The organism is Amycolatopsis ponsaeliensis, assembly GCF_030182635.1.
Lineage (GTDB): Bacteria > Actinomycetota > Actinomycetes > Mycobacteriales > Pseudonocardiaceae > Amycolatopsis > Amycolatopsis ponsaeliensis.
In genome coordinates this window covers 20,094-44,899 of record NZ_JAPZLD010000015.1, presented here as the reverse complement: position 1 = coordinate 44,899, position 24,806 = coordinate 20,094, and the positions used below count along the sequence as shown (strand labels likewise).

At 70.6% G+C, this 24,806-nt stretch carries 25 protein-coding genes; 17 read left to right on the top strand and 8 right to left on the bottom strand.

The window, feature by feature from the left end; all coding sequences use genetic code 11:
- Window positions 1-2 precede the first annotated feature (2 nt).
- From lysA to rho, 5 genes are all read left to right on the top strand, one after another.
- Entirely contained in the window at window positions 3-1,433 is a 1,431-nt protein-coding gene (gene lysA / locus QQ657_RS22730) for a diaminopimelate decarboxylase (RefSeq protein WP_284744232.1), read from the top strand.
- Window positions 1,434-1,438: 5 nt separating this feature from the next.
- Window positions 1,439-2,752 (top strand): homoserine dehydrogenase, encoded by a 1,314-nt coding sequence (locus tag QQ657_RS22725; protein WP_434056768.1) that lies wholly within the window; start codon window positions 1,439-1,441, stop codon window positions 2,750-2,752.
- Complete coding sequence (thrC, locus tag QQ657_RS22720; RefSeq protein WP_284744231.1) at window positions 2,749-3,810, top strand: threonine synthase; 1,062 nt, start codon at window positions 2,749-2,751, stop codon at window positions 3,808-3,810. Before QQ657_RS22725 ends, thrC begins: the two co-directional genes overlap by 4 nt.
- Window positions 3,807-4,694 (top strand): homoserine kinase, encoded by an 888-nt coding sequence (gene thrB, locus QQ657_RS22715; protein WP_284744230.1) that lies wholly within the window; start codon window positions 3,807-3,809, stop codon window positions 4,692-4,694. Before thrC ends, thrB begins: the two co-directional genes overlap by 4 nt.
- A 399-nt stretch (window positions 4,695-5,093) precedes the next feature.
- Window positions 5,094-7,079 (top strand): transcription termination factor Rho, encoded by a 1,986-nt coding sequence (gene rho, locus QQ657_RS22710; RefSeq protein ID WP_284744229.1) that lies wholly within the window; start codon window positions 5,094-5,096, stop codon window positions 7,077-7,079.
- A 74-nt stretch (window positions 7,080-7,153) separates the two neighbouring features.
- Here rho and QQ657_RS22705 read toward each other — a convergent pair whose 3' ends face one another.
- Window positions 7,154-7,615 (bottom strand): CHAP domain-containing protein, encoded by a 462-nt coding sequence (locus QQ657_RS22705; RefSeq protein ID WP_284744228.1) that lies wholly within the window; start codon window positions 7,613-7,615, stop codon window positions 7,154-7,156.
- A 219-nt stretch (window positions 7,616-7,834) separates the two neighbouring features.
- On the opposite strand from QQ657_RS22705, the gene rpmE reads away from it, so the two are divergent.
- Together rpmE and prfA are read left to right on the top strand one after the other, a co-directional pair.
- Entirely contained in the window at window positions 7,835-8,065 is a 231-nt protein-coding gene (rpmE, locus tag QQ657_RS22700; RefSeq protein WP_284744227.1) for a 50S ribosomal protein L31, read from the top strand.
- 72 nt (window positions 8,066-8,137) lie between these two features.
- A complete protein-coding gene (prfA, locus tag QQ657_RS22695) occupies window positions 8,138-9,208 on the top strand; it encodes a peptide chain release factor 1 (protein WP_284744226.1) in 1,071 nt (356 codons plus the stop codon).
- Here the strand turns inward: prfA and QQ657_RS22690 are convergent, their stop codons facing one another.
- The gene (locus QQ657_RS22690) at window positions 9,209-9,865 is read right to left on the bottom strand and encodes a TetR/AcrR family transcriptional regulator (RefSeq protein ID WP_284744225.1); all 657 of its coding nucleotides are present in this window, start codon (window positions 9,863-9,865) and stop codon (window positions 9,209-9,211) included.
- 116 nt (window positions 9,866-9,981) lie between these two features.
- Between QQ657_RS22690 and QQ657_RS22685 the strand changes: the two genes are divergently transcribed.
- Window positions 9,982-11,100, top strand: coding sequence for a serine hydrolase domain-containing protein (locus QQ657_RS22685; RefSeq protein ID WP_284744224.1), 1,119 nt, complete (start codon window positions 9,982-9,984; stop codon window positions 11,098-11,100).
- Window positions 11,101-11,272: 172 nt separating this feature from the next.
- Here QQ657_RS22685 and wsfD read toward each other — a convergent pair whose 3' ends face one another.
- The 5 genes from wsfD to QQ657_RS22660 are packed head-to-tail and all read right to left on the bottom strand — an operon-like array spanning window position 11,273 to window position 15,763.
- Window positions 11,273-12,736: a glycan biosynthesis hexose transferase WsfD gene (gene wsfD, locus QQ657_RS22680; protein WP_284744223.1), complete on the bottom strand. Its 1,464-nt coding sequence runs from the start codon at window positions 12,734-12,736 to the stop codon at window positions 11,273-11,275.
- Window positions 12,737-12,754: 18 nt separating this feature from the next.
- Window positions 12,755-13,186, bottom strand: a complete 432-nt coding sequence (locus QQ657_RS22675; protein ID WP_284744222.1) for a GtrA family protein — start codon at window positions 13,184-13,186, stop codon at window positions 12,755-12,757.
- Window positions 13,183-14,175, bottom strand: a complete 993-nt coding sequence (locus tag QQ657_RS22670; RefSeq protein WP_284744221.1) for a glycosyltransferase family 2 protein — start codon at window positions 14,173-14,175, stop codon at window positions 13,183-13,185. The genes QQ657_RS22675 and QQ657_RS22670 overlap by 4 nt, the downstream gene beginning before the upstream one ends.
- Before the next feature lie 32 nt (window positions 14,176-14,207).
- A complete protein-coding gene (locus QQ657_RS22665; RefSeq protein WP_284744220.1) occupies window positions 14,208-14,996 on the bottom strand; it encodes a TIGR03619 family F420-dependent LLM class oxidoreductase in 789 nt (262 codons plus the stop codon).
- Window positions 14,996-15,763, bottom strand: a complete 768-nt coding sequence (locus QQ657_RS22660; RefSeq protein ID WP_284744219.1) for an alpha/beta fold hydrolase — start codon at window positions 15,761-15,763, stop codon at window positions 14,996-14,998. The genes QQ657_RS22665 and QQ657_RS22660 overlap by 1 nt, the downstream gene beginning before the upstream one ends.
- A gap of 55 nt (window positions 15,764-15,818) precedes the next feature.
- On the opposite strand from QQ657_RS22660, the gene QQ657_RS22655 reads away from it, so the two are divergent.
- Together QQ657_RS22655 and prmC are read left to right on the top strand one after the other, a co-directional pair.
- Window positions 15,819-16,166: a MerR family transcriptional regulator gene (locus tag QQ657_RS22655; RefSeq protein ID WP_284744218.1), complete on the top strand. Its 348-nt coding sequence runs from the start codon at window positions 15,819-15,821 to the stop codon at window positions 16,164-16,166.
- Window positions 16,167-16,262: 96 nt separating this feature from the next.
- On the top strand, window positions 16,263-17,129 hold the full coding sequence (gene prmC / locus QQ657_RS22650) for a peptide chain release factor N(5)-glutamine methyltransferase (RefSeq protein ID WP_284744217.1): 867 nt from the start codon (window positions 16,263-16,265) through the stop codon (window positions 17,127-17,129).
- A gap of 48 nt (window positions 17,130-17,177) precedes the next feature.
- Here the strand turns inward: prmC and QQ657_RS22645 are convergent, their stop codons facing one another.
- Window positions 17,178-19,151: a M6 family metalloprotease domain-containing protein gene (locus tag QQ657_RS22645; RefSeq protein WP_284744216.1), complete on the bottom strand. Its 1,974-nt coding sequence runs from the start codon at window positions 19,149-19,151 to the stop codon at window positions 17,178-17,180.
- Between the two features lie 192 nt (window positions 19,152-19,343).
- Between QQ657_RS22645 and QQ657_RS22640 the strand changes: the two genes are divergently transcribed.
- From QQ657_RS22640 to QQ657_RS22610, 7 genes are all read left to right on the top strand, one after another.
- Window positions 19,344-19,994, top strand: coding sequence for an L-threonylcarbamoyladenylate synthase (locus QQ657_RS22640; protein ID WP_284744215.1), 651 nt, complete (start codon window positions 19,344-19,346; stop codon window positions 19,992-19,994).
- A 74-nt stretch (window positions 19,995-20,068) separates the two neighbouring features.
- Complete coding sequence (locus QQ657_RS22635; RefSeq protein WP_284744214.1) at window positions 20,069-21,226, top strand: glycosyltransferase family 4 protein; 1,158 nt, start codon at window positions 20,069-20,071, stop codon at window positions 21,224-21,226.
- Window positions 21,227-21,275: 49 nt separating this feature from the next.
- The gene (locus tag QQ657_RS22630) at window positions 21,276-21,719 is read left to right on the top strand and encodes a Cg1360 family ATP-synthase-associated protein (RefSeq protein WP_284744213.1); all 444 of its coding nucleotides are present in this window, start codon (window positions 21,276-21,278) and stop codon (window positions 21,717-21,719) included.
- Between the two features lie 532 nt (window positions 21,720-22,251).
- Window positions 22,252-23,052 (top strand): F0F1 ATP synthase subunit A, encoded by an 801-nt coding sequence (atpB, locus tag QQ657_RS22625; protein ID WP_284744212.1) that lies wholly within the window; start codon window positions 22,252-22,254, stop codon window positions 23,050-23,052.
- A 55-nt stretch (window positions 23,053-23,107) separates the two neighbouring features.
- Window positions 23,108-23,365 carry an ATP synthase subunit c family protein gene (locus QQ657_RS22620; RefSeq protein WP_284744211.1) on the top strand — a complete coding sequence of 86 codons (258 nt, stop codon included), beginning with the start codon at window positions 23,108-23,110 and terminating at the stop codon, window positions 23,363-23,365.
- Between the two features lie 30 nt (window positions 23,366-23,395).
- Window positions 23,396-23,953 carry a F0F1 ATP synthase subunit B gene (locus tag QQ657_RS22615; RefSeq protein WP_284744210.1) on the top strand — a complete coding sequence of 186 codons (558 nt, stop codon included), beginning with the start codon at window positions 23,396-23,398 and terminating at the stop codon, window positions 23,951-23,953.
- A 6-nt stretch (window positions 23,954-23,959) separates the two neighbouring features.
- The gene (locus QQ657_RS22610) at window positions 23,960-24,784 is read left to right on the top strand and encodes a F0F1 ATP synthase subunit delta (RefSeq protein WP_284744209.1); all 825 of its coding nucleotides are present in this window, start codon (window positions 23,960-23,962) and stop codon (window positions 24,782-24,784) included.
- Window positions 24,785-24,806: the final 22 nt, after the last annotated feature.

Below are 24,806 nucleotides of genomic sequence, written 5' to 3'. Positions count from 1 at the left end.
CCATGGCTCACCCCGCGGGCCCCAGGCACGCCGACGTCTACCCCCACGCCGACACCTCCGGGCTCCAGCCGTCGGGGGTCGAGGAGCTCGACAAGCTGCCGGCGAAGGTGTGGCCCCGCAACACCTTCCGCGCCGCCGACGGCGTCGTGCGGATCGCCGGGGTCGACGTCCGCGAGCTCGCCGAGAAGCACGGCACGCCCCTGTTCGTGGTCGACGAGGCCGACTTCAAGTCCCGCTGCGCGGACTACGCCGAGGCGTTCGACGACCCGTCGCTGGTGCACTACGCGTCGAAGGCGTTCCTCTCCATCGAGATCGCCCGCTGGGTGGGCGAGCAGGGGCTGAGCCTCGACGTCTGCAGCGGCGGCGAGCTCGCCGTGGCGCAGCGCGCGAACTTCCCGGCCGACCGGATCACCTTCCACGGCAACAACAAGTCGCCCGCGGAGCTCGAAGCCGCGATCGTCGCCGGCGTCGGCACGATCGTGCTCGACTCGTACTTCGAGATCGCCCGGCTGGCCGACATCGCCGCGCGCCACGACGTCGTGCAGGCGGTGCTCATCCGGGTGACCGTCGGCGTCGAGGCGCACACCCACGAGTTCATCGCGACCGCCCACGAGGACCAGAAGTTCGGGTTCTCGCTGGCTTCCGGCGACGCGGCCGAGGCGGTGCGCCGGGTGCTCAACGCGCGCTCGCTCAAGCTCGTCGGCCTGCACAGCCACATCGGTTCGCAGATCTTCGACGCCGACGGCTTCGAGGTCGCGGCCCGCCGCGTCGTCGGGCTGCTCGCCGACCTCGCCAAGGAGCACGGCCCCGAGCTGCTCGACCAGCTGAGCCTGGTCGACCTCGGCGGCGGCTTCGGCATCGCCTACACCGAAAAGGACAACCCGCCGCCGCCGGCGCAGATGATCACGCAGATCCGCGAGATCGTCCGCAAGGAGTGCGCGTACGCGGGCCTGCCGGTGCCGCGCATCGCCGGCGAGCCCGGCCGCGCCATCGCCGGTCCCGGCACGGTCACGCTGTACGAGGTCGGCACCATCAAGGACGTCTCGCTCGGCGACGACCTGTCGCGCCGGTACGTCAGCGTCGACGGCGGGATGAGCGACAACATCCGGACCGCGCTCTACGACGCGGTGTACGACGTCCGGGTGGTTTCCCGGTCCGCGGGCGACAACGAGCAGCCGGTGCAGGCCGTGCTGTCCCGGGTCGTGGGAAAACACTGTGAGTCCGGCGACATCGTCGTACGAGACTGCTGGTTGCCCGACACGCTGGCTCCCGGCGACCTGCTGGCGGTCGCGGCGACCGGTGCCTACTGCTATTCGATGGCGAGCACGTACAACCGGCAGCCGCGCCCGGCCGTGGTCGCCGTGCGCAACGGCGGCTCCCGGCTGCTGCTGCGGCGTGAGACGACCGACGACATGCTGCGCCTGGAGGTCTGAACACAGTGGCTGCCCCACAGGAAAGGCGTGCCGTCAAGGTCGCCCTGCTCGGTTGCGGGACCGTCGGCGGCGAGGTCGCCCGGCTGCTCTCCGAGCAGGCCGGTGAGCTGGCCGCACGGGCCGGCGTGGCGGTCGAGCTGGCCGGCATCGCCGTCCGCCGCCCGGACAAGCACCCCGAGCTGCCGCCGGAGCTGCTGACCGCCGACGCGGAGAAGCTCGTGACGAGCGACGACGTCGACGTCGTGGTCGAGCTGGTCGGCGGCATCGAGCCGGTGCGCGGCTGGCTGCTGGCCGCCCTCAAGGCCGGGAAGTCCGTCGTCACGGCGAACAAGGCCCTGCTCGCCGAGCACTCCGCCGACCTGTTCGAGGCGGCCGACGCCGCGGGCGCCGACCTCTACTTCGAGGCCGCGGTCGCCGGCGCCATCCCGCTGCTGCGCCCCCTGCGCGAATCCCTCGCGGGCGACCGGATCACGCGCGTGATGGGCATCGTCAACGGGACCACGAACTACATCCTGTCCGCGATGGACTCGACCGGCGCCGGCTACGCGGAGACCCTCGACGAGGCCAGCCGCCTCGGGTACGCCGAGGCCGACCCGACCGCCGACGTCGATGGCTACGACGCCGCGTCGAAGGCCGCGATCCTCGCGTCGCTGGCCTTCCACACCCGCGTGACGGCTTCGGACGTGCACCGCGAGGGCATCGCCGACGTCACCGCCGCCGACCTCGGCGCGGCCCGGATGCTCGGCCGCACGGTCAAGCTCCTGGCGATCTGCGAGCGCGTGGCCGACGACGACGGCGTCGAGTCGGTCTCAGCCCGCGTGCACCCGGTGATGATCCCGCGCAGCCACCAGCTGGCCGGGGTGGGCGGTGCGTTCAACGCCGTCTACGTCGAGGCCGACGCCGCCGGCGAGCTGATGTTCTACGGCCAGGGCGCGGGTGGCGCGCCGACCGCGAGCGCGGTGCTCGGCGACCTCGTCGCGGTGGCGCGCAACCTGGTGGCCGGCGGCCGCGGCCCGCGCGAGTCCGCGCACGCGGCGCTGCCGGTGCGGCCGATGGGCCAGACGCCGACCCGTTACCACGTAAGCCTTTCCGTGGCCGACCGCGCCGGCGTGCTGGCCCAGGTGGCGCAGGCGTTCGCCGGGCACGGGGTGAGCATCGCGGCCGTGCGGCAGAGCGACGTCGGCGACCGCGCGAGCCTGGTCGTCGTGACCCACCAGGCCCCGGACGCGGCCCTGCAGTCCACTGTGGACGAAATCGCGAAGCTCGACGTCGTCCACGAAGTTGTCAGCGTGATGCGGGTGGAAGGCGAAGACCAGTGATCAGCCAGCCCTGGCCGGGAATCATCGAGGCGTACCGGGATCGTGTCCCGGTCCCGGACGGGGCGCAGGTCGTCACGCTCGGGGAAGGCAACACGCCACTGCTGCCCGCGCGGCACCTGTCCGAGCTGACCGGCTGCGAGGTCCACCTCAAGGTCGAGGGCGCCAACCCGACGGGCTCGTTCAAGGACCGCGGGATGACCGTCGCCATCACGCACGCGCTCGCGAGCGGCCTCAAAGCGGTGATCTGCGCGTCGACCGGCAACACGTCCGCCTCGGCCGCGGCCTACGCCGCCCGCGCCGGCCTCACCTGCGCCGTGCTGGTGCCCCAGGGCAAGATCGCGATGGGCAAGCTCGCCCAGGCCGTGCTGCACGGCGCACGGATCCTGCAGGTCGACGGCAACTTCGACGACTGCCTCGAGCTGGCCCGCAAGACCGCGGCGGACTACCCGGTCACCCTGGTCAACTCGGTCAACCCGGTGCGCATCGCCGGCCAGAAGACCGCGGCCTTCGAAATCTGCGACGCGCTCGGCGCGGCGCCCGACATCCACTGCCTGCCGGTCGGCAACGCGGGCAACATCACCGCCTACTGGGCGGGGTATTCGGAGTACGCGGCCGACGATGTGGTGAAGAACACCCCGCGGATGTTCGGCTTCCAGGCGGCCGGCGCGGCGCCGCTGGTGCACGGCGAACCGGTGCGCGACCCGGACACGATCGCCACCGCGATCCGGATCGGCAGCCCCGCGTCGTGGACCGCCGCGGTGAAGGCGAAGGACGCCTCGGACGGGCTCTTCGAAGCCGTCACCGACGAGAAGATCCTCGAGGCGTACCGGCTGCTGGCCGGGCGCGAGGGCGTGTTCGTCGAGCCTGCGTCGGCCACCAGCGTGGCCGGCCTGCTGGCCACGGCCGCGGACGGACGGCTGCCCCGCGGGTCGCGCGTCGTCTGCACCGTCACGGGCCACGGCCTGAAGGACCCGCAGACGGCCCTGGCGGGCAACGTCGAGGTCGAGCCCCTCGCGGTGGACCCCACGGCGGTCGCGGCGGCGCTGGACCTGCGGTGAGCGCCGGTTTCAAGGTCACCGTCCCGGCGTCGACGGCGAACCTCGGGCCCGGCTTCGACGCCTTCGGCATGGCGCTGGGCCTGTATGACGTCGTCGAGGTGCGGGTGATCGACGCCGGGCTCAAGGTCGAGGTCATCGACGCCGGCGCGGGCGGGGTCGAGGACGTCCCCACCGACGAGACCCACCTCGTCGTGCGCGCCGTCCGGCGGACCTGCGCGCACCTCGGCATCGAGCCGCCGGGCCTGCACCTGCGCTGCTACAACGCGATCCCGCACGCGCGCGGGCTCGGCTCGTCGGCGGCCGCGGTGGTGTCCGGGGTCGCCGCCGGCTACGCGCTGGCGGGCCGGGAGCTCGACGACTTCGATGCGCTGCAGCTGGCCGCCGGCTTCGAAGGCCACGCCGACAACGCCGCGGCGAGCCTGTTCGGCGGGCTCGTCCTGGCCTGGTGCGAAGGGGCGGAGTTCCGCGCCGAGCGGCTGCCGCCACACGCGTCGATCCGGCCGGTCGTGGCGGTGCCGTCGGTGCGCTCGGCCACCGCGACCACGCGCGGCCTGCTGCCGGCGACCGTGCCGCACGCCGACGCCGCGCACAGCGCCGGCCGCGCCGCGCTCGCCGTGCACGCCCTGACGGCGAAGCCGGAGCTGCTGCTCGCGGCCACCGAAGACCGCCTGCACCAGCACTACCGGGCCCCCGCGTACCCGGCGAGCGGCGAGCTGGTGGCCACGCTGCGTGCACGCGGAGTCGCGGCCGCCGTCTCCGGCGCGGGTCCCACGGTGCTCGCGCTGACCACGACGGGAATACTGCCGCCGGGGGTCGACGTTGAAGGTTTCGACGTCTTCGAGCTGCCCGTTGATCTCACGGGTGTGCAGGTTGCGGCTCAGTAAAGGCTGGGTCACGTGGCCGCAGCCCTGCCCGCCACGCGGGGGGTGGTTGTTGCACCCGGCACCGGCGCGGTCTACCCTCGGGGGCGTTCGATCACCGTGCGTTTCCGCACCCGATGCCGGTCCCCGGATCGCATCCTTCGTTGATCCGCCGAATCCGCACCGCCTGGCAAGCGGGGTAACGCGGAGGAACGTAGGCGGGTTTCCGGTTTCGGCGGTGCCGAATTCCGTGTCCTCCGAATGGAGGACGCAAACCCCTGTGGTGGAGGCGCTCCAGCTGTGTTTCGCACGGCCGAAGAGCTCATCTCCCGTATCGGGGGGCAGATACGCCGGTTCGCGATCAGAAGCGAGCGGCAGTCCGCTGATCCGCCTGGAGGCGTGGATCGGTCAGGAAGGACATGTGTGAGCAACACCGATCTTTTGAGCGACGTGGGTAGCAGCGCCGCGGAGTCGAACGGCACCACCCCCGCTCCCAAGAAGACGGTCGGCGGGTTGACCGGGAAGACCGTGGCGGAACTGCGTTCGCTGGCTGGGGAGCTCGGCGTCGGTGAGACGACGGGCATGCGCAAGGGCGACCTGATCGCCGCGATCCGTGAGCGTCAGGGCAAGTCTCGCAAGCGTGCGGCTGCCGAGACCCTGCCGTTGGAGGGCGTCGGCGAGCCGGTGAAGGCCCCGAAGCGGGAGCCGAAGGCCCAGGCGCCGTCGGCGCCGGCCGAGACCAAGCCGGAGCCGAAGGCCGAGGCGCCGGTGGCGAGCGCGCCGGCGGTGGACGCCCCGCCGCAGGCCGAGCGCCCGCAGCAGGACAAGCAGGACGGCCAGCAGGGCCAGGACGGCCAGCCCGAGGAGGGCGGCCGCGGCCGGCGTCGTCGTGGCTCGAACCGGGCCGCCGGTGCGCCCGACGGCCAGGGCGGTGGCGACCGCCAAAGCAGTGGCGACCGCCAAAGCGGTGGCGACCGTCAGCAGGGTGACCGTCAGCAGGGCCAGAGCGGTGGCGGGAACAACCGCGACCAGCAGCGCCAGGGCGGCGGCCGCAACGACAGCCGCCAGGACGGCAGCCGCAACGACAGCCGCCAGCGCAACCAGCAGGACGGCGGCAACCGCGGCGGCCAGGACAACCGCTCCCAGCAGCCGGACGACGACGAAGAGGGCGGCCGTCGCGGCCGTCGCTTCCGTGACCGTCGTCGCCGGGGAAGTGGCGGCGGCCAGCGTGAGGCCGGTTCGCCGGACACCGAGATCCGCGAGGACGACGTCCTGCTGCCCGTCGCGGGCATCCTGGACGTGCTCGACAACTACGCGTTCGTGCGGACTTCCGGCTACCTCGCCGGCCCGAACGACGTGTACGTCTCGCTTTCGCTGGTCCGCAAGTACGGCCTGCGCCGCGGTGACGCCATCACCGGCGTCGTGCGCCAGCCGCGCGACGGCGAGCAGCAGCGGCAGAAGTTCAACCCGCTGGTGCGCGTCGACTCGATCAACGGGCTGGAGCCGGACGAGGCCAAGCGGCGTCCCGACTTCACCAAGCTCACCCCGCTGTACCCGAACGAGCGGCTGCGCCTCGAGACCGAGTCGCACAAGCTCACGACCCGCGTGATCGACCTGATCATGCCGGTCGGCAAGGGGCAGCGCGCCCTGATCGTGTCGCCGCCGAAGGCCGGTAAGACCACGATCATGCAGGACATCGCGAACGCGATCTCCACGAACAACCCCGAGTGCCACCTGATGGTCGTCCTGGTCGACGAGCGTCCGGAAGAGGTCACCGACATGCAGCGTTCGGTGAAGGGCGAGGTCATCGCCTCGACCTTCGACCGGCCGCCGGCCGACCACACGTCGGTCGCGGAGCTGTCGATCGAGCGGGCCAAGCGCCTGGTCGAGATGGGCCACGACGTCGTCGTGCTGCTCGACTCGATCACGCGGCTCGGGCGTGCGTACAACCTGGCGGCCCCGGCGTCCGGCCGGATCCTGTCCGGTGGTGTCGACTCGACCGCGCTGTACCCGCCGAAGCGGTTCCTGGGTGCGGCGCGCAACATCGAGAACGGCGGCTCGCTGACCATCTTCGCCACGGCGATGGTCGAGACCGGCTCGACGATGGACACGGTCATCTTCGAAGAGTTCAAGGGCACCGGCAACGCGGAGCTCAAGCTCGACCGCAAGATCGCCGAGCGCCGGGTGTTCCCGGCCGTCGACGTCAACCCGTCCGGCACTCGTAAGGACGAGCTGCTCCTGAACCCGGACGAGCTGGCCGTGACCGTGAAGCTGAGCCGGGTGCTGCACGCGCTCGACTCGCAGCAGGCCATCGACCTGCTGATCTCGCGGCTGCGCAAGACGAAGACGAACACCGAGTTCCTCATGCAGGTCTCGAAGACCGCCCTCGGCGGCAGCGAAGACGACTGAGTTCGGCTGTAGTGCCGTTAAGGCCACCTTACGGGCGTCAGACGCCCGTAAGGTGGCCTTAACGGCTTTTCGGCTTACTGGTGGGGGACGGCGGCGGGCGTCCAGCCGCGGTAGTTGCTGAAGTAGCTCACGCTGGAGCCGTGGCCGATCGCGCCGCCGACGCTGCTGGCGTAGAAACCGCCGTTGCCGTCGGCGATCCCGACGTGGCCGTAGGCGCTGATGTTCCAGTAGACGAACGAGCCGGCCGGCGGGGTGCCGGTGGTGTGCTTCGGGCTCGCGCCGTTCCAGTGCGCGTTCGCCGAGGCCCAGACGCCGGTGGTGCCGTAGGCGTTCTCGGCCGCCTTCTCGCAGAGGCCCTGGTAGGCGGTGCTGCCCAGGTGGTTCTTGTACCACTGGATCGCGCCGGCCGCGGTGCCGTCGCCCGCGGCCTGGATCGACGCGGCGGGCGCGTCGGCCGCGTTCGCGACGGGTACCGCCACCAGCGCGGCGGTGCCGATGGCGGCGGCCGCGGCCAGTGTTGTGAAGATATTTCGCATTACTCCTCCTGGCGGTGAGAGAATCACGAAGGTCCGCCAGGGTGCGCCGACCGGGTACAAGATCCGTACAAACTTGACCCTTCAACCACTGGGAATAGCTGGTCAGCGGGGTGCGTTCCAGTCACCGTCTGCCCGTCTGGCAGAATTACCCGCTGAAGTCCGGCGCCGGTTCACCCCGCGAGAACGACTGGGGACCCGGAGCCAACGAGAGAGGACACCATGAAGAGCGGTATTCACCCCGAGTACGTGGTCACGAACGTGAACTGCGACTGCGGCAACAGCTTCACCACGCGCAGCACCAAGACCAGTGGCGACATCCACGTCGAGATCTGCTCGAACTGCCACCCGTTCTACACGGGCAAGCAGAAGATCATGGACACCGGTGGCCGGGTCGCGCGCTTCGAGGCTCGCTACGGCAAGCGTCAGAAGAAGGACGCCGACGCCAAGTAGCTTTTTCCACGGCGCCCACCCGCACGCGCGGGTGGGCGCCGTTGTCTGTCTTGAACCGGAGAGGTGGCACAGGTGGATTCGCGCTCGCTCAAGGGGTTGCTCGCCGAACACGCGGAGCTGGAGACCCAGCTGGCGGACCCGGCGGTGCACGCCGACCAGGCGCGCGCCCGCAAGCTCGGCCGCCGCTACGCCGAGCTGACGCCGGTGGTGCGCGCCGTCCACGAGCTCGACACCGTCCGCGACGACCTCTCGGCCGCGAAGGAGATGGCCTCGGAGGACGCGGAGTTCGCCGCGGAGGCCGAGGAGCTGAGCGCGCGGATCCCCGACCTCGAGTCGAAGCTCACCGAGCTGCTGCTGCCGCGCGACCCGTACGACGGCTCCGACGTCGTGATGGAGATCAAGTCCGGCGAGGGTGGCGAGGAGTCGGCCCTGTTCGCCGGCGACCTGCTGCGGATGTACCTGCGGTACGCCGAGCGTCACGGCTGGAAGGCCGAGGTCCTCGACTCGGTGGACTCCGACCTGGGCGGCTTCAAGGACGTCACGCTCTCGATCAAGACGAAGTCGGCGGTCGTCGACGGCGTCTGGTCCCGGCTGAAGTTCGAAGGCGGCGTGCACCGCGTGCAGCGCGTGCCGGCGACCGAGTCACAGGGCCGGATCCACACGTCGGCGTCCGGGGTGCTGATCTACCCGGAGCCGGAGGAGGTCGAGGTCGAGATCGACCCGAACGACCTGCGCATCGACGTGTTCCGGTCCTCGGGCCCGGGCGGCCAGAGCGTCAACACGACCGACTCGGCGGTCCGGATCACCCACCTGCCGACGGGCATCGTGGTGTCGTGCCAGAACGAGAAGTCCCAGATCCAGAACCGCGCGCGGGCCCTCCAAGTGCTGCAGGCCCGGCTCCAGGCGATCGCGGAGGAGGAGGCGGCGGCGAAGGCGTCCGACGCCCGCAAGTCCCAGGTCCGCACGGTCGACCGGTCGGAGCGGATCCGGACGTACAACTTCCCGGAGAACCGCATCTCGGACCACCGGGTGAACTACAAGGCGTACAACCTGGACCAGGTCCTCGACGGGGACCTGGACGGCGTCCTGGACGCGTTGGCGACGGCCGACCGCGAAGAGCGCTTGGCCCTTTCCGCCGGCTGACTAGCGCGGGATCCCAGCCTCGATTTGAGCGAGCTGGGCGGCGAGCAGCTCTTCGAACGCGGCGCGGCGGTCTTCCCCGAGGGGACGCACTTCGCGCGCGAAGTGGGACAAGGCCGGGAAGCGCTCGGGGTCGGCGCCCAGCACCGCGACGCGGAACTGTTCCATGCCCTGTTCGTGCTCGGTGGGGGTGACGGTGCTGACCCCGGCCTCGGAGGCGATCAACGCGGCGATGAGGATCGCGAGCCGGTGGTAGCGGGCCGGGATCTCTTCGTCGGGCAGCCCCGACGTGCGCAGAGCCTGCAGCACCTCTTCCATGACGATCCGGGACCCGGCGCCGCCTGACGCGTAGCGGCCCCAGATCGCGGCGATCTGCGGATGTTGGCCGAAGGCCTCCCGCAAGCGCAACGCCGTCGCGGTGAGGCGCTGCTTCCAGTCGCCCTCGGGGCGGTAGCCGTCCATGGCGGACACGAGGATCCGGTCGGCGACCGCGCGCAGCAACTCGGTCTTGTTGCGGAAGTGCCGGTACAGGCTGGACGAATCGGTCCCGAGTGCCGCGGCGAGCTTGCGCACGCTGAACGACTCCGCGTCGCCGGTGCGCAGGAGCTCCGCCGCCGTGTCCAGGATTTCTTCGGTCGTCCAGCGCCTTCGGCCTGTCATCGAGCCCCTCTCGTCCGGCGTCAGTCTAGCCTATGCACTTGCTGTTGCACGCGGTGCGTGCATAATGAGGACACATGGCTGGGGGGAGCTCGCTCCCATGGAGGAAGCACACTGCCGTGCAGAAACCACTGGACAACGCCGAACTGGACGCCGCCCTCGAGAACGTCTGCCAGGCCGGGATGCCGGGCGTGTTTGCCGAGGTCAGGGCGGGTGACGACGTCTGGCGCGGCGCGGCCGGGGTCGCCGACGTCGAGACCGGTCGTCCGGTCACCGCGGACCTGCGGCACCGCGTCGGCAGCATCACGAAGACCTTCACCGCCGCCGCGGTGCTGCGCCAGGTCGAGAACGGCGAAATCGGGCTCGACACCCCGATCGGCCACTACCTGCCGCGGCTGGTCCCCGGCGAACGCGGGGACGCGATCACCGTCCGGATGCTGCTCGACCACACCAGCGGGCTCGCCGAATACCTGCCGTACGCCTATCCGTCGCTCAGCGCGTTCCCCGACCTGGCGAAGACCGGACCCGAGAGCTTCGACGACCACCGGTTCACGCGCTTCGACCCCGTCGACCTGATCGGGATGGGCGTCGCCGCACCGGCCGTCGGCACTCCGGGTGGCACCCCGGGGCTGTACTCGAACACCGGCTACCTGCTCCTGGGGCAGCTCCTGGAGCACGTCACCGGCACCGCGGCCGAGAAGCACATCACCCGGGACGTCATCGAGCGAGCCGGCCTCCGGGACACCGGATTCCCGGAGGGGGCGCACGTCGACGGGCCGCACTCGCGGCTCTACGAGTCGTGGTTCGGCATGATCGACCCGCCGCGCGACTACAGCGTCTTCGACATGTCGTGGGTGGGGCCGGCGGCCGCGCTGGTCTCGACGGTCGCGGACCTCAACCGGTTCTTCCGCCTGCTGCACGCGGGGGAGATCGTCAGCCGGACGTCACTCGAGCAGATGCGGCGCACGGTCCGGGTGATCTCCCAGGAGGGCAAGCTGATCGACTACGGCCTCGGCCTGCACCCGGTGGAGGCACCCGGCCAGGCGAGGTTCTGGGGCCACGGCGGCACGGTCTGGGGCGGCGGCGCGCTGGCCGCGATCCGCGCCGACGGCGAGCGGCAGCTGGCGGTCGGCATGAACCTGCAGCGATGGAACCGGCTCGACACCGCGGGCGCGCCGCAGCCGCACGCGATCGACCGGGCGCTCGCGGCGTTCCAGCAGGTGGCGATGTACGGATGACCGCGTGACGGCGGTGCGCACGCCGTGTCGACCCTCCAGTCACGCGTGTCGGCTTCCTGATCACGCGTGTCGACCCTTCCCGCACACCACCTGCCGGGCCGCGCCGTGATCCGGGCGCCGGCACGCGTGATTGCGGGGTCGACACGCGTGATCGGAGGGTCGACACGGCGCGTCAGCGGACGGCGGGCTGCTCCGGTTCCTTGAAGGCGTCGAAGACCTCGGTCACCGGCTCCTCGTCGGAAGCGGCGGCTTCCTCCGCCACCGGCCGAGCCGGCCGCGGGAAGAAGCTCAGCACCGCGAACGCGAATGCCAGGAACGTCGGGAACAGCGTCAGCAGCTGGTGCTTCACGCCCTCGACGCCTTCGCCCAGCGCGGACAGCCCGAACTGGCCCACCGCGAACAGCAGCAGGAAGAACACGACGACGCCGTACTCGCGCGCGCGGCGCCGGAACGCGCGCACCCCGGCCCAGCCGATCAGCAGCCAGAACGGCACCAGCACGAACAGCCCCAGCGGCGCGGCCAGCGCGGACAGCCCGGAGAACACCGGCACCCGGTACTCCTGGGCCATCTTCGGGAACCCGGCCGACTCGGCGAAGCTGCCCAGCCGGGACGGGCGCGCCGTCAGGGTGTCGACCGCGCCCTGCTGGAGGATCTGGACCGTGCGCGCCGGGTGGGACGCGTAGTACTGCACCACGTTGCGGCGGCTGATCTTGTCGCGGAAGCCGTTGTAGTCCGCGTCCGTCCACGGGTGCGCCGCCCACCAGCCCGTGCCGATGAACTTCTTCGCGCTCTGGGGCAGGCCCAGCGCCGCGAGGTCGGCGTCCGTGTCGTGCTTGCCGTCCACGATGCTGTCGAACACCACGTGGTACATGTTCGCTTCGCGGTACTCGGCGTTGGCCGGGTCGCCGTGGGACTGCACCGCCGCCGTCCCCGCGCCCACGACCACCAGCACGCCCAGCGGCAGCAGCCACCGCGCCCACCCGCGCTTGCCCACCGGCCGGAGCAGCGCCAGCGCCACCACGAACAGCGGGATCAGCAGCAGCGTCTGCGACTTCGCGTTGATGCCGATCAGCGCGCCCACCACGGTCAGCGCCGCACCCCAGTACCGCGTCGCGCCCGTGCGGTTCATCAGCAGCAGGCCGCCCGCCATCAGCAGCATCCCGACGAACCCGGCGCCCTCGCTGAGCACCGACGCGAAGTAGCCGAAGAACGCCGAATCGGCCATCACGAGCAGCAACAGCACAGCCGCGATGACCTGGTTGCGGCGGCTCAGCTCCAGGCCGAGGACCGTCGCCGCGATGCCGATCGCGACCAGCACGCACGTGATCGCGCCGAGCACCAGCAGGTTGAGCTCCGCCGACGAGCCGAGCACCTTCCCCAGCTTGCTCGCGAACCAGTCGAGCCACGCCTGGCTCGAGATGTAGTCGCTCTTGCAGGCCGACCCCGGCCCGTAGCTGAAGTGCACGTAGAACTCGGAACTGAGCTCCGGGTGCCGGCCGCCGAGGTCGCACAGCAGGCGCCAGCCGTCGCCGTTGTCCGCCATCCCGACCGGCCTCGGCACGAGGAACCGGACCAGCAGGACGCCCAGGGAAAGGACGAAGACGCCCAAGCCGAAGCGGAGTTCACGGAATCGCACTCGGAACAGCGTACGAGATCACGCAGAGTCGGCGGGCGCTGCACCGGGAACGGGCGAAACGGGCCGGTGCCGGAAGACCACGTAGTGGTAGAGCAGGTAGTTCCAGAACAGCCCGACGACGATCGCCGCGCCCTTCGGCACCAGCAGGTTGATCCCCGGGAACAGGCGGCTCACCAGCGTGATGACGCCGAACTGGACCACCCAGAGCCCGAACGCCGTCACCCCGAAGAACAGCAGCGCCTGCTTCCGGATGTCGCCGTCCTTCGCCCGGAACGTGAAGTTCCGGTTCAGCGTGAACGACAGCAGCATGCCCGCCGTCGTGGAGAGGAAGTTGGCGACGAACGTCGGCACGCCCAGCGTCGCGAGCAGCGCGTAGCCCAGTGCGTCGACGAGCGTGTTGCCGATCCCGACGATCCCGAAGCGCACCTGCGTGGCCGTGACGAACCTCATCGGGCGGCGCTCCGGTTGTCCTGGGCGGTCTCGGGGACGCCGGTGCGCACCGAGGCCACTGTGTACAGCGGCCGGTTCTGGACCTGCGAGTACGTGCGGCCGATGTAGCTGCCCAGCACTCCCAGCATGATGATCTGGATACCGCCGAGGAAGAACATCGCGATGGTGATGAACGCCCAGCCGGGCACCGCCGTCTCCGGCGCGAACAGCTTCACGCCGACGACGTAGAGCACACCGAGGAAGCTCAGCAGCGAGATCAGGTACCCCATCCGCGTGATCATCCGCAGCGGTGTCGTCGAGAACCCGAGGATGCCGTCGGCGGCGAAGCGCAGCATCTTCGTCAACGGGTAGCCGGTGACGCCCGCGTGGCGCTGGTCGCGGTCGAACAGCACCGCCGTCTGCCGGAACCCGACGTAGCTGACCAGGCCGCGCAGGAACCGGTCGCGCTCGCGGTACTTGCGCAGCTCGTCGACGACCTTGCGGTCGACCAGCCGGAAGTCGCCGGTGTTCTTCGGGATCTCGACCGCGGCCATCTTCTGCAGGAACCAGTAGAACGCGCTCGCGGTGAACCGCTTGAACGGCGAATCCCGGCGTGACCGGCGCTGCGCGTAGACGACCTCGTAGCCCTCTTCCCACTTCTCGAGCAGCTCGAGAGCCACTCGCGGCGGGTCCTGCAGGTCGCTGTCCATGATGATCGTGGCGTCGGCGTCCACCAGGTCGAGCCCCGCGGTGACGGCCATCTGGTGCCCGAAGTTGCGGGACAGCTCGACGACCGTGACACGGGCGTCGCGCGCCCCCAGCTCGGTGAGCCGCTCCAGGGACGCGTCCCGGCTGCCGTCGTCGACGTAGATGAAGCTGAAGTCGTACCGCCCGGCCAGCGGCGCGGTGACCTCGTCGACCGTGCGGTGCAGCACGTCGATGTTCGCTTCCTCGTTGTAGATGGGGAAGATGAACGCGACCCGGTGGCGCGTGGTCGGCTCGGTCGGCACTGGCGCTCCCGGGGGTCGGCGTCTCGGGCATCCTAGGGTCCGGCGACGGCCTCGGCGAACGTGGTCATCCGCTGTTCGCAGCCTTCGGCCGGGCCGAAGTGGACGGCCACCGCGTCCGCCCCGGCCAGGATATACGCCTCGAATCGCGCTTTCGCCGCCCCGAGATCGCCGCCGTGCCATTCCATTCTGGCGGTGACCCGTGTTTCGCGGCCGTTTGTCATGCCGGTGAGTTTTCCGGCGCGCTCGCCGACTTCTTCGGGGGAGAGGCCGGCGCTCATCCAGCCCGAGCCGATCCGCGCGGCCCGGCGCAGCGCGACGTCCGAGTTGCCGCCGACGGTGATCGGCACCGGCCCGGCCGGGCGCGGCTCGAAGTACCCGCCGCCGGGGCCGCGGCCGGTGCGGAAGAGCTCGGCGAGCAGGTCGAGGGTGGCGTCGGTCCGCTTGCCGCGGCTCCCGAAGTCCGCGCCGACCTCGGCGAACTCGGGCTCGTTCCAGCCGCTGCCGACGCCGAGGTCGAGCCGGTGCCCGGAGAGTGCATCGAGCGTCGCGACCTGCTTGGCCAGTGCGAACGGCTCTCGCAGCGGCACGATCAGCACCGACGTCCCGAGCCGGATCCGGTCCGTGCGGGCGGCGATGTGGGCGAGCGTGACCAGGGGCTCGTAGACCCCGCCGAAGACGTCGCCGAAGGCGCCGGGCGGGATGAGGTGGTCGGGCAGCCAGGCGGCGCGGTAGCCGAGGTCCTCGGCTCGCCGCGCGAGTTCGGCGGGACGCGCGGGGTCCAGGTCCGGGTGTTCGTTCGGGAGCACGACTTCCAGGTTCATCAGAGGCCTCCGAGGAACTTTTCGATGGCGGCGAGCCATTCGTCACGGGCTTCGACACCGATGTTGTGGCCAGCCTCGATTTCGACGAGCCCGGCGCCGGGAATGCCGTCGGCGAGCTCGCGCGACAACGCGGGCGAGGCGAGCCCGTCGAGCGTGGTCGCGACGACGAGTGTGGGCACGGCGATCGCGGCCAGCTCGGCGCGGGTGTCGACCTGCGCGACCAGGCCGACCTGCTCGGGGCTGCCTTCGGGGATGAACGCGGCGAGCCCGTCGACGGCTTGTTCCAGCTGCTCCGGCGTCAGGGACTCCAAATGCGGGCCGCCGGTCGCGACCAGCGTGAGGAACTTCGCGAGCAGCCGCGGGTCGTCGTGCAGGAGCGCGGCCCAGACGTCGGCCGCGAGCCGGATCCGGTTGTCGAGGCGGGCGAACCCGCTGGTCAGGACCAGTCCGGTGACGCGGTCCGGGTGCCGGGTGGTGGCGCGGACCGCGACCGCCGTCCCGAGCGAGTACCCGAGGATCGCGAACCGCTCCAGCCCAGCACCGACGGCGATCGAGACCAGCTCGTCGGCGACTTCGTCCAGGTCGAGCGGGGTTTCGCTGCGCGGTGTCGCGCCGGAGCCGGGGTAGTCGGGGCCGACGACGGTGTGCGTGCGCGCGAGGGCGTCGAGGATCGGGCCGAAGTTGCCTTCGACGCTGCCGCCACCTCCGTGGGCGAGCAGCAGGCCGGGCCCGGTGCCCCGGACGACGTGGCGGAAATGTTCGGTCATGCCGGCGACGTTAGGTCTTCACATCGGTGTGAAGGTCAAGTCGCCAGGGGGTCGGATGCGGATCGGCGAGCTCGCGGGACGCACAGGCGTCAGCACACGGCTGCTGCGCTACTACGAGGAACAGGGCCTGCTGACGGCGGCACGCGACGGCAACGGCTACCGGGCCTACGACGAGGACGCCGTCGTGCGCGTGCGGCAGATCCGGCGGCTGCTCGGGGCCGGGTTGACGACCGAGGTCATCGCGTCCGCGCTGCAGTGCGCCCGCGGGGAGGAAGCCCACCTGGACCTGTGCCCGGAGCTGGCCGGGCTGCTGCACCGCGAGCTGACCGCGATGGACGACCGGATCGGGGCGCTGCAGCGGCGCCGGAGCGCGCTGGCCGGGTACTTGTCCGCCGAGGGCTGAGGGCGTCTCGATACGCTGGACGGCGTAGGACCGGCGCGTGTCCTCACGGGGGAGTTCCGCCTGGTGTGCCAGGCTTGACGAGGTGAAGGACGACGAGTGAATCGGCAGCCGCTGCGCCTGGCCATCATCGAGGCCACCCGGATTCTCGAACGCGCCGGCATCGCCTCGCCGCGGTTCGACGCCGAGGTGATCGCGGCGCACGTGCTGGGGGTCGAACGCGGCCGGCTGCCGATGGTGCCGCTGGTCGACCCGCCGGTCATCGAGGCCATCGGCCAGCTCGTCCAGCAGCGCGCGAAGCGGATCCCGTTGCAGTACCTGACCGGCTGGGCGGCGCTCGGGGAGATCACGGTCGCGGTCGGCGCGGGGGTGTTCGTGCCGCGGCCCGAGACGGAGCTGCTGCTCGAGTGGGGCGTCAAGTTCCTGCAGGGGCGCGAGTTCCCGGTGGTGGTGGACCTGTGCACCGGCTCGGGGGCGCTGGCACTGGCGGTGGCGCACGCCCGGCCGGACGCGGTGGTGTACGCGGTCGACGTCGACCCGCAGGCGCTGGCGTGGGCCCGTCACAACGCGGACGTCCACGCGGACGCGGGCAACACCCCGATCCGCCTGTACTCCGGTGACATCGGCGACCCGACGATGTTCGCCGAGCTCGACGGCCTGGTCGACCTGGTGCTGTGCAACCCGCCGTACGTCCCGGAGGGCACGCCGGTGCCCCCGGAGGTCGCGGAGCACGACCCGCCGCGCGCGGTGTTCGCGGAGGAGAGCGGGCTGGCGGTGATCCGCCACGCGATCGCGGCGGGGTCCCGGCTGCTGCGCCCGGGAGGCGGACTGGCGATCGAGCACGACGACACGCACGGGTCGGCGGTCCCGGCTTTGGTGCGGGCTCGCAGGGTGTTGACGGGGGTCGAGGGCCACAACGATCTGACGGGCCGGGCCCGGTTCGTCACGGCTCGCCGGCTGGGCTGAGCAGCCGCCCGGAGGGGACCACCCGCGAGTGGCCCCCTCCGGATCACGCTAGAAGCCGAACGCCGTGCAGCTCGCGGTCGCCGTCTTCGACGGGTCGCTCACCGACGTCGCCGTCAGCTTCACCCGGGCCGCCAAGTCGCCGCCCGCTCCCCGCTTCGCGTACGCCGGCACCTTCACGTGCCCGCCGAACTTCGCCGTCGCCAGCTCGTTCGGCAACCGGACCTCCCAGCCCCGCGCGTCCGTCGACACGCTCAGCCGGTACGTGTCCGTGTCGTACGGTGCCTGCGCGCCGCGGGCCGACCCCGTGTTGAGGAGGCCGAAGTCGCAGGTCGCGAGGCCGCCGCGGGCGAACGCCGGCAGCGCCGGGGTCACCGCCGCTCCGCGTGCCTGGCTGCCCGCGCCGTCCAGCGAGGCCACCGTCACCGTGTACGACAGCACGCCGTGACGGTCCCGGGCCAGGTCGGTGATCAGGAACTTCAGCCGGTTCGCCTGGTCGGTGTACTCGTACGGGCTCGCCGCTTCGGTCCCCGCCTTGAACAGCGCGTCGTTGAGCTGGCGGTAGTCGCCGATGGTGATCTTCACCGGCGTGCCGTCCGCCTTCGTGTAGTCGGTGATGCCGATGTCCTGCGGGTTGGCGTCGATCACCCAGTCGAAGGGCGCGTCGTCCTTGTTCTTCGTCTTGGTGATCATCACGCCCGAATCCGGTGCGAACGAGTCCGCGCCCATCCGGTCGACGACCTCGACGGTGTAGTTGTCGTAGCCGCCGCCGTCGCAGAACGGGTCCTTCGCGCGGTCGCACTTCGGCGCCCTGTCACCGCCGGTGAGCTTGATGTTCAGCCCGGTGAACGCGCCGGGCTGCGCCTCCGTCTCCCGCGCCGTCAACCGCGCCGACACCGGACCCGAGGACGCCAGCGCGTTCCGGTCCAGCTGCAGGACGTCCGCCGGGTCGACGATGCCGAGCTTCAGCTTGTTGCGCAGCTGGTGCTGGGCGCCCATCGAACTGCCCTGCGTCGCCGGGATCTGCCAGCGCGTGTGCGGGCCGCCGGGCCCGTTGAACGTCCCGCGCGACAGCATGTCCCACGGCCCGCTGTAGCTGCGGGACGGCGGGACGCCGAACGGGTTGTTGTAGTTGTCGCCGATGCCCAGGATGTGGCTGAACTCGTGGGCGTAGGTCGACTGGCCGGAGCTTTCGGCCTGCACCGAGCTGCCGTTCCCGGCGTTCGGCCAGATGCTGGCGGCCGAGGCCCACGACGTCCACGGCACGTAGCGCGTCGCCGCGTAGTTGGGCAGGTCGTGGTTCGGCGGGCCGAACGCGTCCGGCACGTTCTCCTTCGTCCCGAACTTCATCTCGCCGAACTCCTGCCAGGTCGAGCTCTCGTCCTGGCCCGCCGACAGGTAGAAGACGAAGTCGAACTGGTTCGCCGTGTCGCCGACGTCGGCGCGCCAGGCGTTGCCGGCGTCGGCGCGGATGTCCCGGTCGCAGTTCGCGGACGGCGGGCACGCGTTCGGCTGGAACTCCATGCCGTACTCGTAGGACTGCCCGGGCATCCGGTACGGCCCGAACGCGGTCAGCTGCACGCCGAAGCGGCCGCCGGAGTCCTCCATCCAGTACTCGTTGATCGTGTGCCCGTTGTTGAGCGCTTCGGGCTTGTTGAGGAAGTCCTGGTAGTACTGCGCGACGCCGGCCCGCGGGATGTTCGCGGCGGCGGGGCCGGGGTTGCCGAAGATCGTCGAGTTCGCCGGCTTCGTGACGACGAAGTCCTGGTCGGGGTAGTCGGCGAGGACCACCGCGCCCTTGAAGGTGCGCTGGGTGGGCTTGAGGGAAGGGTCGGCCCAGTTCGTGCCGGGCACCTTCTGGTAGTCGGACCAGGTCATGTGGTCCTGGTTCTCCCAGTGCGCGGCGTCGATCGGCGCCGGCCAGCCGCGGGTCAGCGGCTCGGCGGCGGCGGTGCCCGCGCCGAGCCCGGTGAGGACGGTGACCGCGGCGAGCAGGGCGAGCGCCTTCGGGGTTCTGGAACGCATCTGCGGCTCCTTCACTGGGAACCCACGGGGGTGGTGGTTCCCGATGATCGACCGTATTGAGCCCCGCTGTCCCGGTTCCGCCTCGCGGCGAGGTTTACCCGCTTGCCCCACGACGAAAGTCTGGCCGGTTGTCAGCACGCCGGTGTGACGCGGCGGACGCCCGCTCCGGCGGCGGGACTACTCTTGGCGCTCATGAGCGTGGTCTACGACTGCAGCAAGCGGGAGTCCCGGGCCGACGGACTGGCGGCGGCCGCGGGCGCGGTGCGGTCGAGCAGGCTGGTCGTCCTGCCGACCGACACGGTCTACGGCATCGGCGCCGACGCGTTCGACGCGGGCGCCGTCCAGGCGCTGCTGCGCGCGAAGAACCGCGGCCCGGACATGCCGGTCGGCGTGCTCGTCGGCTCCTGGTCCACTGTGGACGGCCTGGTGCTCGGCGTGCCCCCGCAGGCGCGTGCGCTCATCGAAGCGTTCTGGCCGGGCGATCTGTCCATCGTGCTCCCGCACGCGCCGAGTCTGCAGTGGAACCTCGGCGACGCCCGCGGCACCGTGATGCTCCGGATGCCGCTGCACCCGGTGGCCCTGGAACTGCTGCGCGACGTCGGCCCGATGGCCGTGTCGAGCGCGAACGTCTCGGGCCGGCCGCCGGCCAGCACCGCGCAGGAGGCGCAGGAACAGCTCGGCGACTCGGTCGCGGTGTACCTCGACGGCGGGTCGAGCGGCGAGCCCGTCGCGTCGAGCATCGTGGACCTCACCGGCACCGAACCGGTGGTGCTGCGCGAGGGCGCGGTGACCAAGGACGCCATCGCGGAGGTGCTCGGTGTACCCGCGGAATCGTTGGCCTGAAGCCGGATCAAGCGGTTTTCCGCGGCACGATAGCGTGTCGCGGGTGACCCCGACCCCGCGAGCGTGACGCACCCGTGCCGCCCACATCCGGTCTTCTCCCCATCCGGGAATACATCCTCGTCGCGCTGACCGCGACGGCCGTGACCTACCTGCTCACCGGCCTCGTGCGCCGGCTCGCGATCCGCGTCGGCGCGATCGCCAACCCGCGGGCGCGCGACGTCCACGTCGCCCCGATCCCGCGGATGGGCGGGATCGGCATCTTTCTCGGCGTCGCGGGCGCGATGGGCCTGGCCCACCAGCTGCCCGCGCTGTCGCACGGCTTCGACGCCTCGTTCGACTCGGTCGGCGTGCTGCTCGCGGCGGGGGTCATCTCGCTGATCGGCGCGCTCGACGACCGGTTCGAGCTGGACGCCTGGACGAAGCTGGCCGGCCAGGTCATGTGCGCCGGGATCCTGGTCATCTTCGGCGTGCAGTGGGTGTCGTTCTGGGTGCCGTGGGGCGGGCAGGGCGACTCGTTCGGGTCGGTGCTGGTGCTCGACAAGAACCAGGGCGCGCTGCTCACGGTCGTGATGGTCGTGGTGATGGTCAACGCGATGAACTTCGTCGACGGCCTGGACGGGCTGGCCGGCGGCCTCGGGTTCATCGCGGCGGCGGCGACGTGCGCGTTCTCGCTGGGCCTGCTCGACAGCTCCGGCGGCGACGTCGGCACGTACCCGCCCGCGCTGATCGCGGCGACGCTCGCCGGCGCGTGCCTGGGGTTCCTGCCGTACAACTTCCAGCCCGCGAAGATATTCATGGGCGACTCCGGGTCGATGATGATCGGCCTGATGCTCGCGGGCGCGACGACGTCGGCGTCCGGGCGCGTGCCGTACCCGCAGTTCAGCGGCAAGGACGCGATCGCGCTGCTGTCGCCGCTGGTGGTCGTGGCGGCGGTGCTGTTCGTACCGCTGCTGGACCTGATCATGGCGGTCATCCGGCGCACGCGCCGCGGCGAGAGCCCGTTCGCGGCGGACAAGATGCACCTGCACCACCGGCTGCTGGAGATCGGGCACTCCCAGCGCCGCGCGGTGCTGCTGATCTATTTGTGGGCCGGGATCCTGGCGTTCGGAGCGGTGTCGGTGACCCTGTTCGACGACGCGGCGGCGTTGTGGATCATCGGGGTCGGGCTGGTGTTCGCGGTGGTCGTCTCGATCGTCCCGCGGCTGCGTTCGCGCAACCAGCCCGGAACCTGACCAGGCGCGTTCTCTACACTCGGTGGCTGAACCGAGCAGGGAGCCAGCCGTGAGCGAGACCGAAACCGAAGCGCAGGAGAACCCGCACGCCAAGGTGGTGCTGCAGGCCGCCCGCGCCATGACCAAGGCTTCGCTGCTCATCACCCCGCCCGCGGTGATCGTCTGCATCGCGCTCTTCAGCATCCTCAAGGGCATGCCCGGCTTCCTGGGCTCGCTCGTCGGTGGTGTGCTCGCCATGCTGGCGTCGCTGTCCACGCTGGGCTTGATGCGGTTCAGCGCCGGCCAGGACCCGATGTTCGTCATGGTCATCGCGCTCGGCGGGTACGTCGTGAAGGTCGTGCTGCTGTTCGGCGCGCTCACCTTGCTCAAGGGCGTCACCGCGCTGCACCCGATGTCCTTGGGCATCACGATGATCGTCGCCATCCTGCTGGCCGCCGCGGCCGAGTTCGCCGCCTTCCGCAAGACCAAGATCCCGACGATCATCCCCTCCTGACGCCGGCCGGACCGACTGCCGGATCCGTCACGCACCGTGAATCACGCTGCGGCCGCCCGAGTGTGACCGGGACCACAGGCGTGCGCTTTCGCGCGGCCTCCGGAACGCCACCGGGACCCGCCGCCTGCACCGTTGCCGAGCCGGTCCCGGTCCGGTCCGGACCTGGGTCCCGGATCGACCCGGGACTTAGGTCCTGCGCTGATCGGTTGGTATGGAGTACGCCTGTACGGCACTGATTGACCTGCTGGTATGGTCCGCGTCAAGGGTGGCGGCCTCGGCCGCACGCTCCCTAAGACGAACCGCGATCAGCAGTGTGGCGACCGTGTAGTTCCGCCTCTTCGCCGCTGGTCCGAAGTAGACCGCAGGGCAGTGTTCACGCGAGACAACCCCGTGTGCAGAACGTGAAGCCGTGTTCATCGCACAGTGGGGCAGCCGCCTCCGGCGTCCCGATACGTATCGGGTACGTTAAGTCCAGATCGTGACGATTCCCCCGGCGGAGTGAACGCCGGCCGGGAGAACCGGAAGGAGCCCAGTGGGCGCGCTGGTACTGACCGAGGGTGGCACTTTCACGCCCCCCGGTGTGGCGGACTTCAACCTGCCGCCTCTTTTCGGCTCCGGGTACTGGGGCAGCTTCACCAAGCCGATGCTGCTCGTGGTGATCTCGGTGGTCATCATCATCGCCTACTTCGTGCTGGCGTCCCGGAAGCTGAAGGTCGTCCCCGGCAAGGGACAGTTCATCGCCGAGTCGGTCTACAACTTCGGCCGCAACAACATCGCCCGGGAACAGATCGGCTCGAAGGACTTCAAGCCGTTCCTTCCGCTGATCCTCGGCCTGTTCACCTTCGTACTGGTGAACAACCTCTTCGGGATCATCCCGTTCTTCCAGTTCCCGACCATGGCGCGGATCGGTTTCCCGCTCGCGCTTTCGGTGCTGGTCGTCTACCCGGTCTACCACTACGTCGGCTTCAAGCGTTACGGCTTCAAGGGCTACCTGAAGAAGGAGCTCGCGCCGGCTGGAGTCCCGGGCTTCGTGCTGCCGCTGTTCTCGACGATCGAGTTCGCGCAGAAGTTCTTCATCGCGCCGGCCACGCTCGCCATCCGAGTGTTCGCCGCGATGTTCGCCGGTCACCTCATCATCATGGTGTTCACCCTCGGCGGCAGCTTCCTGCTGACCGAGACCGACGGGTTCGGGCTGAAGCTCGTTTCGCCGGTGGCGTTCATCTTCGCGATCCTGATGACTTTCCTCGAGGCCTTCATCCAGGTGCTGCAGGCCTACATCTTCGCCCTGCTGTCGGCCGGGTACATCGGCGCCGCGCTGGCGTCGGAGCACTGAGAACACAAGCCCCCGATTCACGCGAGCGCGTGGACCGAAGTGAAGGGAAATGCACGTGAGCAACATCGTTCTGGCCCAGGCCGCCGCTGACGCCGTCAACATCAACCCCGGCCTCGCCGCCATCGGTTACGGCCTCGGCGCGATCGGCCCGGGCATCGGTGTGGGTCTGATCTTCGCCGCCGTCATCAACGGCACCGCCCGCCAGCCGGAGGCGCAGGGCAAGCTGCAGGGCATCGGCTTCTCGACGTTCGTTCTGACCGAGGTGCTGGCCCTGATCGGTATCGTCATCTACTTCATCGCCTCCGCTGCCTGAGTTCGCCAGCTCATCGCTTAAGGAGACGACGTGCTGAAGACTGAATTGGTGTTGGCCGCCGAAGAGGCGCCCAACCCGATCATCCCGCACATTCCCGAGGTCATTCTCGGAATCGTCGCCTTCGTGATCCTGCTGCTCGTTCTGAAGAAGTACGTCGTCCCTCGCTTCGAGGCCGCGTACGAAGAGCGCGCCCAGATGATCGAGGGCGGTATCGAGAAGGCCGAGAAGGCGCAGGCCGAAGCGGAAGACGCGTTGGCCAAGTACAAGGCGCAGCTGCAGGAAGCCCGCAGCGAGGCCGCGAAGATCCGCGACGACGCCCGGCTCGAAGCCGAGCAGATCAAGGCGGAACTGCGGGCCGAGGCGGAGGCCGAGTCCCAGCGCATCGTCGCCCAGGGGCACGCCCAGCTGCAGGCCCAGAAGGCGCAGATCATCGCCGAACTGCGGGCCGACATGGGCCGCAACGCCGTGGAGCTGGCCAGCCGGATCGTCGGCGAGTCGCTCGAAGACGAGGCGCGCCGTCGTGGCACCGTCGACCGGTTCCTCGCGGAGCTGGAGACCGCCGGTGCCGCTGGTGGAGCGGGGAAGTAGACCGTAATGACGCTGCATGCTGCGAGCCGTGAAGCGCTCGGCCTCGCCGAGGAACGTCTCGGCGAGGTTCTGGCCGACGCGGGCGCCGACGCGGCCACGGTCGGCGACGAGCTGCTCTCGGTCGTCGACCTGCTGGACCGGGAAATCGGCCTGCGCCGGGCGGTGAGCGACGCTTCGGCGACGCCGGAGGCGCGCACCGCGCTGGTGCGCCGGCTGTTCGACGGCAAGCTGTCCGAACCGGCCCTGAAGGTGCTCGACGCCGTGGCGGGCAGCCGCTGGTCCAGCCCCCGTCAGCTGACCGACGGGCTCGAGGAGCTCGGCCGCTCGGCGCTGCTCACCGCGGCCGAGAAGACCGGGAACGTCGACACCGTCGAGTCCCAGCTGTTCCAGGTCGCGCGGATCGTGGCCGGCGCCCCGGAACTGGAGGCCGCGCTCTCCGACCTGGCCGGTCCCGCCGACGCCAAGCGCACCCTGGTGCGCGGGCTGTTCGCCGACAAGGTGGACGTGGTCACCGAGACCCTCGTCGAGCAGGTCGTGCGCCGGGCCAAGGGCCGCGGCGTCGGCGTCGGGCTCGACAAGCTGGTCAAGCTGGCCGCGGAACGCCGTCAGCGCTCGGTCGCCTACGTGACCAGCGCGAACGCCCTGACCGACGAGCAGACCGCCCAGCTGGGCGCGAAGCTCGACGCCATCTACGGGCGGCGGATCGCGCTGCACGTCGAGGTCGACCCCCGGCTCGGCGGCGGGCTCGTCGTCCGCGTCGGCGACGAGGTCATCGACGGGAGCGCGGCGGGCCAGCTGGCAGCGCTGCGCAGGCGGCTGGCCCGGGCATAGCCCCAGGTCACACAAGACTTTG

What these genes read in the sequence shown, in the direction of transcription:
- lysA (WP_284744232.1), top strand. Translation starts at nt 3, where the DNA reads ATGGCTCACCCCGCGGGCCCCAGGCACGCCGACGTCTACCCCCACGCC.
- QQ657_RS22705 (WP_284744228.1), bottom strand. Translation starts at nt 7,615, where the DNA reads ATGCGAAATATCTTCACAACACTGGCCGCGGCCGCCGCCATCGGCACC.
- rpmE (WP_284744227.1), top strand. Translation starts at nt 7,835, where the DNA reads ATGAAGAGCGGTATTCACCCCGAGTACGTGGTCACGAACGTGAACTGC.
- QQ657_RS22690 (WP_284744225.1), bottom strand. Translation starts at nt 9,865, where the DNA reads ATGACAGGCCGAAGGCGCTGGACGACCGAAGAAATCCTGGACACGGCG.
- QQ657_RS22675 (WP_284744222.1), bottom strand. Translation starts at nt 13,186, where the DNA reads ATGAGGTTCGTCACGGCCACGCAGGTGCGCTTCGGGATCGTCGGGATC.
- QQ657_RS22665 (WP_284744220.1), bottom strand. Translation starts at nt 14,996, where the DNA reads ATGAACCTGGAAGTCGTGCTCCCGAACGAACACCCGGACCTGGACCCC.
- QQ657_RS22660 (WP_284744219.1), bottom strand. Translation starts at nt 15,763, where the DNA reads ATGACCGAACATTTCCGCCACGTCGTCCGGGGCACCGGGCCCGGCCTG.
- QQ657_RS22655 (WP_284744218.1), top strand. Translation starts at nt 15,819, where the DNA reads ATGCGGATCGGCGAGCTCGCGGGACGCACAGGCGTCAGCACACGGCTG.
- QQ657_RS22645 (WP_284744216.1), bottom strand. Translation starts at nt 19,151, where the DNA reads ATGCGTTCCAGAACCCCGAAGGCGCTCGCCCTGCTCGCCGCGGTCACC.
- QQ657_RS22640 (WP_284744215.1), top strand. Translation starts at nt 19,344, where the DNA reads ATGAGCGTGGTCTACGACTGCAGCAAGCGGGAGTCCCGGGCCGACGGA.
- QQ657_RS22610 (WP_284744209.1), top strand. Translation starts at nt 23,960, where the DNA reads ATGACGCTGCATGCTGCGAGCCGTGAAGCGCTCGGCCTCGCCGAGGAA.